The sequence below is a fragment of the Nocardioides pelophilus genome, assembly GCF_014180685.1.
GTDB classification, from domain to species: Bacteria; Actinomycetota; Actinomycetes; order Propionibacteriales; family Nocardioidaceae; genus Nocardioides; species Nocardioides pelophilus.
This window is the reverse complement of the sequence record NZ_JACEHF010000001.1, coordinates 178,932-193,110: the sequence shown is the minus strand read 5'-3', so window position 1 is coordinate 193,110 and position 14,179 is coordinate 178,932. Positions and strand designations below refer to the sequence as shown.

The 14,179-nt window shown below is 67.1% G+C and carries 13 protein-coding genes and 2 pseudogenes; 10 read left to right on the top strand and 5 right to left on the bottom strand.

The genetic code is table 11. From position 1 onward, the window contains the following. The 3 genes from H0488_RS00875 (at position 1) to H0488_RS00865 (ending at position 1,722) form a co-directional block, all read left to right on the top strand. Complete coding sequence (locus tag H0488_RS00875) at positions 1-240, top strand: hypothetical protein (RefSeq protein ID WP_183097420.1); 240 nt, start codon at positions 1-3, stop codon at positions 238-240. 31 nt (positions 241-271) lie between these two features. Next, the gene (locus H0488_RS00870; protein ID WP_183097419.1) at positions 272-832 is read left to right on the top strand and encodes a hypothetical protein; all 561 of its coding nucleotides are present in this window, start codon (positions 272-274) and stop codon (positions 830-832) included. Positions 833-915: 83 nt separating this feature from the next. Beyond that, positions 916-1,722: a hypothetical protein gene (locus H0488_RS00865; protein ID WP_183097418.1), complete on the top strand. Its 807-nt coding sequence runs from the start codon at positions 916-918 to the stop codon at positions 1,720-1,722. Between the two features lie 410 nt (positions 1,723-2,132). Here the strand turns inward: H0488_RS00865 and H0488_RS00860 are convergent, their stop codons facing one another. The 4 genes from H0488_RS00860 to H0488_RS00845 are packed head-to-tail and all read right to left on the bottom strand — an operon-like array spanning position 2,133 to position 5,863. Further along, positions 2,133-3,086 carry a hypothetical protein gene (locus H0488_RS00860; RefSeq protein ID WP_183097417.1) on the bottom strand — a complete coding sequence of 318 codons (954 nt, stop codon included), beginning with the start codon at positions 3,084-3,086 and terminating at the stop codon, positions 2,133-2,135. Further along, entirely contained in the window at positions 3,083-4,078 is a 996-nt protein-coding gene (locus H0488_RS00855; RefSeq protein ID WP_183097416.1) for a PGN_0703 family putative restriction endonuclease, read from the bottom strand. The genes H0488_RS00860 and H0488_RS00855 overlap by 4 nt, the downstream gene beginning before the upstream one ends. A 36-nt stretch (positions 4,079-4,114) precedes the next feature. Further along, positions 4,115-5,095 carry a hypothetical protein gene (locus H0488_RS00850; protein WP_183097415.1) on the bottom strand — a complete coding sequence of 327 codons (981 nt, stop codon included), beginning with the start codon at positions 5,093-5,095 and terminating at the stop codon, positions 4,115-4,117. A gap of 15 nt (positions 5,096-5,110) precedes the next feature. Then, complete coding sequence (locus H0488_RS00845) at positions 5,111-5,863, bottom strand: TY-Chap2 family putative peptide chaperone (protein WP_183097414.1); 753 nt, start codon at positions 5,861-5,863, stop codon at positions 5,111-5,113. Between the two features lie 459 nt (positions 5,864-6,322). Here H0488_RS00845 and H0488_RS00840 point away from each other — a divergent pair, with 459 nt between their 5' ends. Continuing rightward, entirely contained in the window at positions 6,323-7,096 is a 774-nt protein-coding gene (locus H0488_RS00840) for a hypothetical protein (protein ID WP_183097413.1), read from the top strand. Between the two features lie 169 nt (positions 7,097-7,265). Beyond that, complete coding sequence (locus tag H0488_RS00835) at positions 7,266-7,880, top strand: histidine phosphatase family protein (RefSeq protein ID WP_220794064.1); 615 nt, start codon at positions 7,266-7,268, stop codon at positions 7,878-7,880. Positions 7,881-7,965: 85 nt separating this feature from the next. Here the strand turns inward: H0488_RS00835 and H0488_RS00830 are convergent, their stop codons facing one another. Further along, complete coding sequence (locus H0488_RS00830) at positions 7,966-8,670, bottom strand: hypothetical protein (protein ID WP_183097411.1); 705 nt, start codon at positions 8,668-8,670, stop codon at positions 7,966-7,968. Positions 8,671-9,026: 356 nt separating this feature from the next. Here H0488_RS00830 and H0488_RS00825 point away from each other — a divergent pair. The 5 genes and pseudogenes from H0488_RS00825 to H0488_RS00805 form a co-directional block, all read left to right on the top strand. After that, positions 9,027-10,313 (top strand): annotated as a pseudogene (locus H0488_RS00825) (integrase core domain-containing protein); the annotation flags it as partial. A 297-nt stretch (positions 10,314-10,610) separates the two neighbouring features. Further along, positions 10,611-11,549, top strand: a pseudogene (locus H0488_RS00820) (integrase core domain-containing protein); the annotation flags it as partial. Positions 11,550-12,083: 534 nt separating this feature from the next. Further along, a complete protein-coding gene (locus tag H0488_RS00815) occupies positions 12,084-13,037 on the top strand; it encodes a hypothetical protein (RefSeq protein WP_183097409.1) in 954 nt (317 codons plus the stop codon). A 61-nt stretch (positions 13,038-13,098) separates the two neighbouring features. Continuing rightward, positions 13,099-13,317: a hypothetical protein gene (locus H0488_RS00810; protein ID WP_183097408.1), complete on the top strand. Its 219-nt coding sequence runs from the start codon at positions 13,099-13,101 to the stop codon at positions 13,315-13,317. Then, complete coding sequence (locus H0488_RS00805) at positions 13,314-14,162, top strand: hypothetical protein (protein ID WP_183097407.1); 849 nt, start codon at positions 13,314-13,316, stop codon at positions 14,160-14,162. Before H0488_RS00810 ends, H0488_RS00805 begins: the two co-directional genes overlap by 4 nt. Positions 14,163-14,179 lie beyond the last annotated feature (17 nt).

The following is a 14,179-nucleotide window of genomic DNA, read 5'->3' as shown; positions in this document are numbered from 1 at the left end:
ATGACAACGTTCGACCAGGAACTCACCGGCCGATACGTCGCGGCCGGCGGCGACCGCCCCGACCTCGACGCCCGCCGCGTCGCGCGGGCCGTGTTCGTGCGCGACACCATCCGCACGCTCTACAACGCCGACAAGAAGTTCGGGATCGACCCGCCGACAACGGCTCGCTGGCCGAGCTCGTCGACGCAGCCGAAGAACACCTCGAGCACATCGCCAACGACGTCAGCCAGCGGTCAGTAATGGCGTCGCCCACCACAGGAGGAGACACCCCATGAGGAAGCACCACTCCGCACTCGGGGGAGTGGCCCTCGCCCTCGCCCTGACCCTGACGGGCTGCGGCGGCGACACCGAGCCCACCGTCCAGGAGACCCCGAGCCAGTCACCCTCGCCGACACCCACCAGCACGCCGACTCCGAAGACACCGGAGGAGAAGGCGGCGGCCCAGCTGACGAAGTACCTCGACGTGCGCGACATGGCGTACCGAAAGCGCGACATCAACTTCAAGACCCTCAACCCCGTCGCGACGGGGGACGAGTTCCTGCAGCTGCAGCACGTCGTCGCCAGCATGACTAACGAGAACGTCACGGTCACCGGTCAGTACGGGCACACACTCGCGGAACCACGGAACCGTGGGGCCTCGATCCTGATCATCGATTGCGAGGACCGCTCGAACGTGACATGGAAGAACGACGGGGCTGTCCGTAAGCCAGATTTCACCGACCCCAACGGCGACCCGCTACGGAACCCTGCGCCGGTCGAGTACACCCTGGTCAAGGACAAGGGTGCGTGGAAGGTCTCTGACTCGGACCTCCTGTGGGACGAGCCATGCTGAGGAGACTATTGGCCTTCATCGTGGCCTTGGCGGGGTCGCTCGTAATCGTGATGGTCACCGCCTCAGCAGCGAGCGCCGACTGCGTGGCGGACCCAATTACGGGAGAAGTCCACTGCGAGGACGAGGACGGCGGCAACAACGGTGGCGACGGCGGTGGCGACGGCGGGGGCTCATCGACGTGCTCCTACGGTGGCAACGAGATCCCGTGCACCGGACCCGGTGGATCGGTCTGGAGCAGCGCGCACGGATGCTACGTGGGCGACGTCTGGGATCCAGGCGGGGCAGGCGCTCAGCCGCCGCCCGGGCAGACCAATGAGGATGGCGCCTGGCACATCTGCTACTTCCCGCCACCTGGCTCGTCCTGGGAGCCGATGTGGATCCAGAACGGCACGGTCACGATCGACCCTGTGGTCCTCGCGGAGCGCGCGATCGCCTCGATGGACCTGGATCCCATCCAGATCGGCATCGTCCCCGAATCCGGTCCGAACCGGGTTGGACTCGTCGGGCTGCCGGTGTGGATGTGGGTCGACAGCCCGACGGACGACACGTTCGGCCCGATCACTGCATCGGCCAGCGAGGGGTCGGTGTCGGTCAGTGCCACCGCCAGCGTCTCCAGCATCCTCTGGGACATGGGCGACGGGACCACGGTGACCTGCACAGGCAAGGGCACCCCGTACGCCGATCACTACGGCAAGAAGGATTCGCCGACGTGTGGGCACCGCTACGAGAAGATGTCGACGGACCAGCCCGACGGCGCCTACCAGGTCACCGCCACGAGCCACTGGGTGGTCGAGTGGACCGGCGGCGGGCAGTCCGGAACCATCGAGTTCGACCTGACCACCGACTCGCTGCCGATCCGAATCGGTGAGGCCCAGGTGCTGACCCAGTGAGAAGCATCGGTCCGTAGCCACTCAGCGACCACAGGAGACAGGTCCCCGTCCTCGGAGCAGGACGGGGACCTGGTCTCGTTCTAACGGCCTCGGGTCGAGCCCGGCCGGCGCGAGCATCCGGGCTGCGCGGGCCACCTGTTGCGAAGGGGAAAGCCCCAGGCGTCTCGGGTCACCTGGGGCTTCGGCGCCTAGTAGAGCACGGCCGATCGAGCAGCGCAGGAGAACCAGAAACTCACGGCGGCCGGGGCCGGGGAGGAACTGCGCCGGCGCCGGACCGGCGCCGGGTCGACTGCCGTCCGGGGCCGCGCGACCGCGCATAAGAAGTGTCGAGATACAGCGAAGACTGCGCGACTGTCCACAGTGAGCATTGCGCAGACTCGCCTTCGATCGGGCCAGCGAGCAACGTACCGTCAGCGGCGGGGCTGTATCCGCAACTCCATGCCGGTGTCCCTACCGGCTGGCGTCGCGGGCGTGCCGCCCGACGTCTTGCGCCACAGCCAGGTTGAGACGCCGGGATGCCCGGCATTGAGGAGCGCATCGCGGACCGCGACCTCGGCGATGCGGAGGTCAGCCACTGACGCGAACGGGACGTCGATGCCGCGGGCTACCTTCGTGTTCATCGGAGCGGCTTCGATGGCGGGAGCGATGTGAAGTGCCTGATCGACTGCGGTGGCCACGAAGGCGTCAAGCGGCGCCTCCCGCTCGGCCAGGGCCCGCTCTCCGGCGGATGGTTCCGCAGCGGCGGAAGCACTGGTGGCTGCTGCGGCGCCAGCGAGATTTTCCTCAAGGAAGCCACACAACTTGATCGCGAGGTCGTGGTCAGGCAATTCTGCGCGGAGGATGGCTGCAAGCTGCGTCCAGGTCATTTCGGCATAGCGCTGCCGACGGTCGAGGTTGCGGTTCGCGCGGCGATGCCGTTCCTCGAGAAGCAGCAAGTCGATGTCGGCGTCAGGGTGGAGCCGCCGGGCAAGCCGGAGGAAGTCGGTGATCTGTGCCTTCGTGTAACTGCCCCACTCTGTCTTCAACTCGATGATCAGAATCCGGTTCCCGGTACCGCATGCGAAGTCCGGCGCGCGGTAGGTGAGCCCGATTTCCTCCCGCCACTCCACAGGCACCGGGAGTTCGTATTCGCTGACGAACCAGTCGAGCTGGTTGGGGCCGTCACCAAAGGCCGCATTCCAGATCGCCTTGACGACCGTCTCACCGTCGTCGGTGAGCGGGTACTTCAAGAAGTCAGCAGGCTCGAGCCCTAGGAAGGTCCGCGCCAGTACCTGCTGGACCGACTCTTCTCGGCTGCTTGGCCTGGTCGGCGCGCTGCCCACACGGGCAACCCACGCCTCATGCCACCACAGTGTGGGGGTCATGATCTCGACTCGGCCGTCGTCCTTGCGGGGGCGTAGCGGTCGACGTAGTCGTCGCTCGTCGTCGCGGCCGATTTGAGAAAGACGTCCGGGTTGACGTGCATGAATCGGTCGCGCCGAGCCAGGAGTTGGGCCCACACGTCGTCCACACATTCTCCTATGGCGTTCGTCTCTTCCCGGACGAGAGATCGCTGGAACGCGTGGTTGTCTGGCGAGAGGACGTGAAGCACTCGCACAACCGACGCGCCCTCCGCGCGATCCACTTCGAGGCGGTGGGCCAGGAGCTGTTGCCGGGTTAGTTGGTATAGCGGCTCGTCGAAGAGCAGATCGATGGGAAGTACGTCCGAGCGGATCGGCCCCCGGGTGTCCTCGATGTCGGCTAGGTAGCGGCCGACACGCACCTGGTCCTTCGTGGGGTCGGGGTGCCGTGGTCGCAGATAGCTCTCGGTGTACTTCCATTCGACCAGAGCAAGTTCGATGTCGCCGGACGTCGTTCGGTAGCGGAAGGCAGCGTCAACGCTCGTGCACATCGAGCCGCGGGTTCGTGGTCGCCCCTTACCTTCGCCGAAGTAGTCGGCTGGACCGATGTACTCGAACGTCAGATACCGGTCCGGCTCGATCGGCAACACCTCGGCGAGGTCGAGCAGCGGGCCGAACACCGTCGACAACCGACCGGGGTCGGTGACCATCGGATACAGAGCGTTGACGCATTGGACCTGCGAGGAAAGCAGGTGATTGCCAGGGCCAGTGTCGACCCCGCAGTGCCATGGAATCCTCAGCTCGTCGAAGAGGGCGATCGCCCCGGGACGCACGTTCGGCAGGAGGTTGTGGTTGGCGAAGGCGGTCGGTAGGCAGTAGTCGTACCGACCGCGCGGCTGGCCCTTGTGGTTGATCCACGGCGCAGCCGCCTTGGCCGCGTCGGGGAGGACTGCGGTTCGCTGTTTCCAAGCGGTGGCGAGAGCCTGCTGCTCCGCCGCGAACTCGATCTCTGTCATGTTGTGGATGACGGTAGAGACGACCACCGACACTACTCAGGGATGGCGCTCGTCAAGTCGCCCCGAAAGCGACACCTCAAAGAACTGGATGTCGGGATGGCCCGCTGTTGAGGTCTGGAGTGCCTTGTGCACCTTGAACATCCGGTCGATGTACTCAGCAGAGGCGATCCGCTGGAAGGCCACAGCTGGGACCACGCGCGGCTGAAGCTTCGGCAGCTTGAAACCTTCGGGGACCAGGCCGAGCCGATGCCGCTGCTCGTAGGAGGCCGTGATGATCTCGGCCCAGCCGGGGTCGTTGTCGACCCAGTGCTGCAGCACACGGGCGTACATGGTCGCCTGCGCCGGAACCCAGGCGAGCGATGCGACGCTTCCCGGCTTCACCTCGATCGCGACCAGGCAACCGTCCTTTCGCAGCGCGAGCACGTCGCAGCGTGCACCGAACGGAGTCCGGGGTTTGCCTGGCACAGGATTGCTCGCTTCGATCGCCTCGGCGAGCGGGTTGGAGTAGCTAGTCAGGATCGCGTTCTTCGTGGCCGTGTCGAGGAAGTACGGAGTGACCTCTCGGTCGAGCATCACGCGGGTCGAGTCGCCGATGTACACGGAGACCGCGGCCTGGACCAGGCCTTCGGTCGCAGTCAGCCGGCCGTCGGTCATGACTGCCGGGATGATTCGTTCGAGGTAGTTCTCGACGGCCGGCCATCGGCTGCGCCAGGTTTCGGGACTGTTTGTCTGAGCCCAGTCGTCGGCCCAGTGATAGAGCGAGTTCGCGTATTTTGGGTGAGCCGTCAGTCGAACACCCTTGTCCCGCTTGTCTTCAACGTTCAGGACCGCGGTCATCCCGAGGTAGAGGGTCGCCCACTGCGCGCCCGTCTTGGGGTCTTTCCGGAATTGGAAGTCGATCGGATATCGGGCTCTCGCGTACTGCAGCAGCGAGGACGCGAACCCGTCAGGGAGGAAGTGTCCGAGGAACTCCTCGCTGACGGACCTGTCGTAGCGCAACTGGCCAAACGGCGGCATAGGACACTCCCTCGATTACGGCAGATGTGGACCGGCGGTACGTGCAACCAGGCTCGTGATGCTTTCGCCTGGCCTACGCTCTGCGGGAAGCAGCCAGCGAGCTCCGTTGGCCGTCCAAAGGTCGCCGGCCCATGAAAGCGCAAGGTGTGGGGCGCCGTCATGGGTTCCAAGGAACCAGACACCGTGAACGGCAGCCAGGTCATCGCCCTGCTCCTCTACCCACTGCGCGCGCCCAGGAAGGGCGTCGAAGCTGTAACCGAAGCGGCTTGCCGCCGCGTCGATGACCGTCCAGGCCGTCCACCTCGGTCGGGCTCCGATCTGCGCCGACAAGAACTGGGCGATCCACCGCACGGTCAGCGACGCCGGCGTCGATGGCGGCAACTGCCGGCGACGCGGCTTTGGCAGCCCGACTCGCGCCTCGAGCTCGGCAAGCCAGTCGCGGGGATCCTCCGCATATAGGTAATCAGTCCACCTGATCAGCGACCCCTGAGTAGGGGCAGCCGGCGCCTCACCCGGGCCGAACCAGCCGAAGTCTGCGTGACATCCATGGCGGTTGAATCGGATCGCCGGCCAGTCCAGCGGCCTCGAGCGTCGCACGACCGTCAGGCAGTCGTAGTGACCCTCGAAGGGAAAGGTGCGGAGTACCCACAACTCGTCGGGATGTCTCCGGACCAGTTCCGCAACCATCCGCCACGACGTGGCGTCGGCGATGTGGAAAGGAAGTTCGAGCTCCGGCATGCCGTCGGAACCGCCAAGTGCATCGGTCATCGGATACCCCTGAGCATGAGACGTACGTTACGAGCACCCACCGACTGTGACCGCGAAGCGCGTGCGTCTCACACGCCCAAGGGAACCCGGAACGAACGTGCTGTCCGGTTGAGCGTGACCGAATGAGCCACATGGCACCCGCCACTGAGATGAGCGCCGAGCCCTTGAGGGCTAGGTGCTCCTTAGCCAACGTTCGCGACGGTCAAGGTTGGCTGCATCTCGTGTTGAGATGAAATGCAGATTGCCGAGCTCCCCGCGGGGATCTTGGTAAAGCGGCCACGATTCGCCCAGGCCCGTCAATGTGGTGTCGCGCGATCGGGGCTACGTGCGGGCAGTGTTGCGGCAGCTTGAGCGTCACGTTCGGGGGCTCTGCACCGGGGAGACTTCTCGACGTGAGTGGCTCCGACGAACTGTCGTTCCGCTCGCATAGGCTGTGAACACACGTTCGAGGAGCCGCCCGTGTACACCGTCCGAGAAGTCGCCGATCGCTACGGCGTCACGACGAAGTTCCTAACGCTGGCGTTGGAGAAGATCGGCTACCGGGTGGCCGAGGCCGACCAGCCACTGTCGGCAGCCACGGTTGCCCGCTTCGAGTCAACGTACGGCGACAAGATCCGCGCTGCGCGACCGACTCCTGCGCCTCAGTTCGCGGGCGAGACTGACGCCCAGCCCGCCACGGGCCACGCCCGGCAGCCGACCCCCCACGTCATGCGGGTCGCCCACGCCAAGGTCACCGGCAAGCGCGAGAACGGCTTCGCGGTTAAGGCGCTGCTCGACGATCCCGGGCTGGTCCACGCGATTGACGCGGCGGGGACGCAGGACGGCGACCCGTGGCACGGAGTGGTCGTGCCCGGCGCGGTCCACTTCTACGGTGGTCCCATCGGCAGCGGCCCGCCCGCCGCGTGCGGCAGGAAGGTCCGCGCCGTGCTGGCCGACGAGTTCGTGCCCGAGGCGGAGGCCGTCACGAACGGTCAGTGCTTGACGTGCGCTCAATTGGTCGCTGAGGGCAAGGGCTTCCGCACGCCGCCGGACCCCTACGGCTACCGCTCGTACTTCTGCGAGGCTTACCTGCGGGTGCGGATCGACGGCGCGGTGACGGTCAAGGACTGCTGCTTGCGCGACTATCACGACGGCCCGCACCGTGCTCGCGACGGTGCGGAGTGGGACGTGGGCGTCGACGACTACGTCCCGTCGCCCCATGAGGTCGGCAGCCGCATAACCAAGGCATCCTGAGCGCCTCGCCTCCCCGAGGCCCTGCGACGTCCGCAGGTCACGCGCCGGGGCCGCGGACCTTCGTTGGGTTCCGGACGGTGTCGCGCTGGCTGGCATGTCGGGCGGACGACGCCCGCGGTCGGCGTGATGCCGCCTAGCGGCCACAAGTGTTCGTGATGGAATGCACGGCATGTCAGTGCGACACCTCTACCTTGCTCGACACGCCGAACCGGGCGACGACGGCAGGCTGACCGAGCAGGGCGTCCAGCAGGCCATTCTGCTGGGGCGGCGGCTGTCGAAGGTGCCCTTCGCATCGGTTCATCATGGCCCGCTGCCGAGGGCGACGGAGACCGCACAACTCGTCTCAAAGCAACTCGGCAGCCAGGTGCCGGCTACCAAGCTCGACGCTGCCGGTGACTACGTCCCGCATCGGCCGCCTCCGGACGAGGTCGACCCGGAGTATCGCGCCGGCGTGATGGCGTTCCTGGCCGACGTTTCGGTGGAGGACGCCGCACAGGGAGCGGAGCTCGCGGCGGATGCCATCCGGCTGCTGGCTGGGCCGGAGCAAGGCGAAGACGACACCCACCATCTCGTCGTGACTCACGCCTTCACCGTCGGATGGCTGGTACGCCATGCGTACGCGGCTCCAGCGTGGCGTTGGCTGGGCATCGACAACGGCCACGCCGCTTTGACCGTGATTAGGTACGACACGGACCGGCCACCGACCGTGGTGGTGTTCAACGACATGTCGCACCTGCCCGAAGAACTACGGTGGACGGGCTCTCCGCGCCACACAATGTTGTGACTCGCTGGCCGCCTAGGCGACGGTATGAGGGATCCAGCGGTACCTGCACGATCCACTCAGCCTGGAACTGGGAGCCGGCACCGCGTTAGTCGCTGATCGAATTGATGGTTCGGTTCTTCGGCTCGCGCCAGCCCTCGGGAGCCGGATCGTCAGCGATGCCAGCGTTGGGTGCTGGCAGCTGCTGTTCCTCGATCGTCACCACGTAGCGGTGCCACCCCACTCCGCGCTGGAACCTCGCCAACCAGAGTTCCCATGCGCCGAGCGGCTCGACCGGGTCTCGCCGTGCTCTGCCACGGAACCAGACATCCGTGATGCCGTCGGGCAGAGAGAGCTCATCTACGTGCTCAGCTGTCCCGTCGTCGTACGAATCGGAGAGCCTGTAGAAGTAGTGCTGCACGTCGTGGCCGCGTCCGAGCAGGAACAGGTGCCGCTCGTCCGCCGACTTGGCCAGCAGCTTGTCCAGGTTGGCCTTGGCCCAGTCCTCCGCGAGGATCTCAGTACACACCTCCGCGAGCTCTCCCAAGCGCAGGTCCACCGATCCGGACTCGCTCTGTGCCCGACCCTCCCTCTTCGCGGCCGCCCAACTGGCCAAAAGGCTCGTGGCTGGGGGTGAGGTGATCTCGACGACCGCATGGCGTCGCCCACTGTCGGGATAGACCCAGGCGCCGTCGGGCTGCCTGTCACCGGCCCCCGCATCCGCGAGTTCGATGTCGACCTTGAGCACCTGCTCCATGGCTAGGAACGCGATCTCTTCCTCGCGACTTGTCTGCTTCCCCGACGCGTTACCCACGCCGTGGAGAGTAGCCACCAGCGGGCTTGCGGTCCTCGAAATTCGAACTGCCCCGCCCGGCCGCGGTCATCCCGTTGTACTGCAGCCAAGCGCGTCATCCACGGCGCTCAATGTGTAGTGATCCGGTGTCCGGTGTTGAAAGGAACATCGGCGCCGTTTGGAAAGGTTCGCTGCATCCCGACATCTCGACACCGCGCAAGGGTCGGCCGGGATCTTTTTCATTTGTTATCTCTCGGGACTTCGGTGACAGTTCTGCCTCAGGACATCGGTGACACAACCAGGGGTCTTGGTGGTGACACTTACTTCAGGACCGGCCCGGCTCAGGGGGGTGGTGGGGCGGCGGCTCGACTTCTCCGGTGTCGAAAAATGAGCCTGTAGATGCCCGTGTCCGTCTCGCTATCTCGCTGTGGCCGGCCGATTCGCCGCGTGGGGCGGTGACCAGCTTCTGTCTCGAGCATCAGATCTCCCGCAAGACGTTCTATGCGATCTTGGCCCGCGCCAAGGCCGAGGGTCAGGCCGCGGCGTTGGAGCCTCGCTCACGCCGGCCGCGGACCTCCCCGAACCGGATCACCGAGGAGATCAAGCAGCAAGCGCTCGGGGTGCGCACCGCATTGGAGTCCTCGGGTCTGGACTATGGCCCGATCAGCGTCCACGACAAGATGCTCGCTCTGGGCATGACGCCGGTGCCGTCGGTGGCGACGTTGGCGCGGATCTTCCGGGACAAGGGCGTGGCCCGGCTGGAGCCGAAGAAGAAGCCCCGGTCGGCCTGGCGCAGGTTCGTCTACCCGGCTCCGAACGCGTGCTGGCAACTCGACGCCACCGAGTACGTCCTGGCCGGCGGTCGCAAGTGCGTGATCTTCCAGCTCATCGACGACCACTCCCGGCTCGCGGTCGCCTCCCACGTCGCCTTCGGCGAGACATCTGAAGCAGCCATCGCGGTGGTCAACAAGGGCATCGCCGCCCACGGCGTCCCGCAACGGCTCCTGTCCGACAACGGGAACGCCCTGAACCCCTCAAGGCGCGGCGCCCTGGGTCGTCTGGTGACCCACCTGAAGGCCTTGGGTGTCGATCCGATCACCGGCAAGCCCTACAAGCCCACCACCCAGGGCAAGAACGAGCGCTTCCACCAGACCCTGTTCCGCTGGCTCGACAAGCAGCCGCTGGCCGGCTCGCTTGGCCAGCTGCAGGCGCAGGTCGACCAGTTCGACTACATCTACAACACCCAACGCCCCCACCAGGGCCTGCCCGGACGGATCACTCCGCAAGAGGCATGGGACGCCACCCCGGTCGCCGAACCACCGATCAGCTCCCCAGGTGCCCTGCGCAGCATCGGACCGATGAAGCCGCCGACACTGAAACCCGCGACGCCATCCTCAGCATCGCCCGGCCGACGCCAGCTCCACCGTCAGGTGCCCGTAGCCGAGGGACTCCGCACCACGACCGTGCGCAGCAACGGCACGGTCCGGGCCCGCAGAACCGAGTTCCTCATCGGCCGTCAGTACGCCGGCCAGACCGCCTACGTCCTGTACCACGCCACGACCCTGGAGTTCTTCGACCACCACGGCACCTACATCGCCGAAGCCGACTGGCCCGCCCCTGGCACCAGCTACGTCCGCGCCGAACACCTTCGCCCCAACCCCATCGCCCGCGACGTCCCCGGGGAGGCCCCAACTGTCACCGATGTCCTGAGAGACAGCGCAACCGTCACCGATGTCTTGAGACATGGCCCGATCGTCACCGATGTCCCGACACATCAACCGTCACCAGAGTCCTGAGGCAGAACTGTCACCGATGTCCTGAGACATCACAGGGATCTTTTTCATTTGTCATGTCTCAACACATCGGTGACGAGTCTGTGTCAGGACATCGGTGACAGTTCCGGGGTGCGTGGTGGTGACAGTTCCCCCGCGTGAGTCGGCCGGAGCGGGTCGACTTGGCCGATGTCGAGGAACGAGCCTGTTGATGCCCGGATCCGTCTGGCGATCGCGCGATGGCCTCCGGACGCACCTCGTGGGTCGGTGACCACGTTCTGTGCCGAGCACCAGATCTCGCGGAAGACGTTCTATGTGATCTTGGCTCGCGCCCGCGATGAGGGACAGGCCGCTGCGTTGGAGCCACGGAGTCGCCGCCCCAAGACCAGTCCGACCCGGATCGACTCCACGGTCAAGGAGCAGGCGTTGGGAGTGCGGGCGGCGTTGGAGTCCTCGGGTCTGGATCACGGGCCGATCAGCGTGCACGACAAGATGGTTTCCCTGGGCCTGGACGCACCGTCGGTGGCGTCGTTGGCCAGGATCTTCCGCGAGACAGGAGTGGCCCGGGCCGAGCCGAGAAAGAAGCCGAGGGCGGCGTGGCGCCGCTTCGTCTACCCGGCACCGAACGCGTGCTGGCAACTCGACGCCACCGAGTACGTCCTGACTCATGGCCGCAGCTGCGTGATCTTCCAGTTCATCGACGACCACTCCCGCTACGCCCTGGCTTCACTCGTGGCGCCCGGGGAGACCGTTGACGCCGCGATCGCGGTGGTCAAGAAGGGCATCCGGGCCCACGGTGTCCCTCAACGGCTCCTCACCGACAACGGCCTGGCGTTGAACCCGTCCCGGCGTGGGATGGTCGGCCAGCTCGTCACCTACGTCACCTCACTCGGTGTTGAGCCGATCACCGGCAAGCCCTACAAGCCGACCACCCAGGGCAAGAACGAACGGCTCCACCAGACGCTGTTCCGGTTCCTGGGCAAACAGCGCCTGGCCGGCAGCCTGGCCGAGCTCCAGACCCAAGTCGACGCCTTCGACCTCATCTACAACACCCAGCGGCCCCACCAGAGCCTGCCCGGCCGCATCACCCCGGCGCAGGCGTGGACCGCCACCGCCAAAGCAGAGCCACCCCGCCCCCCGCAGGACGCATCAGCGGGACGCGGAGGCAAGCACGCCGTCGACGGGGTCCGCATCACCACCGTCCGCTTCAACGGGGTGATCCGAGCCCGCAAGGTCGACTTCATGATCGGCCGCCGCTACGCCGGCCAACTCGCCTACGTCATCTACCAGACCAAGACCGTGGAGTTCTTCGACCACCAAGGCACCTTCATCGCCGAGGGCGACTGGCCGCCACCCGGCATCACCTACGTCGGCGCCAGCAGCCTCCGCCACCAAAGAAGCGACACCGATGTCCTGACACACCAAGCGTCACCGCAGTCCTGAGGCAGATCTGTCACCGATGTCCTGAGACATCACAGGGATCTTTTTCATTTTTCGGGGGGACGGGGGCGTCCCCCCTCTCTGACCTGCGCAAACGCAACGACCGTATCCCCGCCGAGCAGGCGTCCCCCCTCGAAATCAGGGGATTGGGGGGACGGATGCGGGGACGCCCGCTCGCGACCTTTCTGCCGTGCTCAGCCACGGACGAAAGGAGCGAGCGCGATGAGTGTGGGCGATCAGCTCGGCCTCGACGACAACAGCGAACTGCTCGACCAGGCCCGCCATAAGTGGCCGGCCTGGGTGGCGGCCGATCCGCGGCTCGGCGTGGTCGACAACTTCGACGACCTCCGCTCCTGGCTACCGACGGTGGACCACGAAACCTCCGACCAGGTCCTCCTCGGGCTGGCCATGCTGGCGGCCCCCGACGGCGGCGACGACATCGCCGCTGCGGCCGCTCTGGCGAAGTGCCTGCTGCCCGGCGCCTGCCGGCTCGCCGGCTGGCTGAGCACCCTCCCGCCACGCGAGGTCTTCCGCGACAGCCAGCCGGTCATGACCGGCACCTGGTCAGCAGTCGAGCGGGTCGACGAGCTCGTGGCCTCGCAGCTGTGGATCGAGGTCCGCACCTTCAAGTGGCGCCGGACCCGCAAGGTCGCGGCCAACATCTTGATCAACACCCGCGTCGGCGTCCTCCGCGAGGTCGGTGACTACTTCTACGTCTCCCGCGCCGACCGCACCTGGGCCAACACCACCCTCGTCGAGTCCTTCTCGGCCGGCGACCTGACGAGCGTCGACGGCGGTGCCGGCTACTCGGCCGAGATGCCGACCGAGCGGGTCGCCGGCGCGCTGTTCCACCGCCCCGAGATCCTCGCCGACGCCGGACCCGAGCAGGAGGAGCCGTCGGCCACCGAGGAGCTCCTGGAGCTGCTCGCGTGGGCCTGTGACCACAAGGTCATCAGCCCCGCGGATCGGTACCTGCTGCTGTGCCTGGTCGAGGAGGCCGACCGAGTCGAGACCCGCAGGCTGGCGCGCGGGTACGGCGGCCTGCTCAGCAACGAGGTGTCCAGCCGGGTCGCGCCCCGCATCGGGGTCTCTGAGGCAACCGTCCGTCGCCACGGCTCTCGCTCCATGCGCGCCCTCGCCGCGGCCGCCCCGAGGAAGTTCGGCCATGACGAATAAGCCCGGAAGTGATCGCTCGCGCCACCCCGCGACACATAGGCGACTGGAGGTGGTGAAGCCCATGACAAGCACCCACGACGGCGAGACCCGTACGCCGGATCAGATCGCCGAGCTGTTCGCGATCGCCGGGCGCGAGATCGAGGCGATCGAGCAGCTGACCGGCTGCGTCGCCCAGCTGCACGAAGTCCAGGCCGCGAAGGCGCAGCTGGCGACCCTGACCCCGGCCGAGGTCCGCGCCGCGCTCGAGTTCCGCCGCGGCACTCTCGGGGAGGCCCAGTGAGCACCCAGACCCCGAGCCGCCCGGTCGGCGTCGACGAGCTCAAGCGCGCCTGGCAGGCACTGAACGCCGGCGAGTCCCGCACCGGTCCCGGCGCCGGCAAGGGTCCCCGCGGCCGCGGCACCGCCGCGGAGGAAAACTGGTCACCGGCCGACGGCGAACACACCATCGCCGTGATCGGGTCCGCAGGCGCGGTCGGCGCGAGCACCGTCGCCCTGGCCACCGGCCTGGCGGCAGCCGCCCCGGTCCGAGTCATCGAGTGCTGCTCGGTCACCGCCTCCGGACTCGCCGCGGCGAGCACCGCCGAGCTCGGCCTGCACCCGACCGATTGGCGTCAGGGCAAGCGCGACCACGTCCTGCTCGAGCGCGCCAGCGAGGTCCTCGCCGGCGTCGACGAGGTCCCGCTGCCCACCGAGGCACAGAACGAGACCCAGCTGACCATTCTCGACATCGGCTGGGAGGCCGGCCAGGTGCTGGCCACCGACTGCTGGCTGGCCGAAGCCGTCCGCGTCGCTGACCAGATCGTCCTGGTCACCACCGCCACCGTCCCCGGGATGCGTCGCGCCGGAGTCGCGATGGACCTGCTGGCCGGCTACTGGCAGCCCGAGCAGATCGCGCTCGCCGTCCGCGGGCCCCGCCGCAAGAAGTGGCCGCGCGGCCTCGAGCACGCCGGTGGCCCCGCCGTCCGCCGCGCCCTGGACGCGAACCGGTGCGTGGAGATCCCCGAGGATCGCGAGCTCGCGGTCAACGGCTTGGATTCCCGACCCGTCCCGGCCCCCCTGGTCTCGGCAGCACGTCAGCTGCTCGAGCCCGCACATCTGCCCACCGACACCAGCGAAAGCGCCTGACCCGTCCGGGTCAGCAA

Coding starts and splice junctions, on each gene's coding strand:
- H0488_RS00835 (WP_220794064.1), top strand. CDS start 7,266: ATGTCAGTGCGACACCTCTACCTTGCTCGACACGCCGAACCGGGCGAC.
- H0488_RS00860 (WP_183097417.1), bottom strand. CDS start 3,086: ATGACCCCCACACTGTGGTGGCATGAGGCGTGGGTTGCCCGTGTGGGC.
- H0488_RS00810 (WP_183097408.1), top strand. CDS start 13,099: ATGACAAGCACCCACGACGGCGAGACCCGTACGCCGGATCAGATCGCC.
- H0488_RS00870 (WP_183097419.1), top strand. CDS start 272: ATGAGGAAGCACCACTCCGCACTCGGGGGAGTGGCCCTCGCCCTCGCC.
- H0488_RS00845 (WP_183097414.1), bottom strand. CDS start 5,863: ATGACCGATGCACTTGGCGGTTCCGACGGCATGCCGGAGCTCGAACTT.
- H0488_RS00855 (WP_183097416.1), bottom strand. CDS start 4,078: ATGACAGAGATCGAGTTCGCGGCGGAGCAGCAGGCTCTCGCCACCGCT.
- H0488_RS00850 (WP_183097415.1), bottom strand. CDS start 5,095: ATGCCGCCGTTTGGCCAGTTGCGCTACGACAGGTCCGTCAGCGAGGAG.
- H0488_RS00875 (WP_183097420.1), top strand. CDS start 1: ATGACAACGTTCGACCAGGAACTCACCGGCCGATACGTCGCGGCCGGC.
- H0488_RS00815 (WP_183097409.1), top strand. CDS start 12,084: ATGAGTGTGGGCGATCAGCTCGGCCTCGACGACAACAGCGAACTGCTC.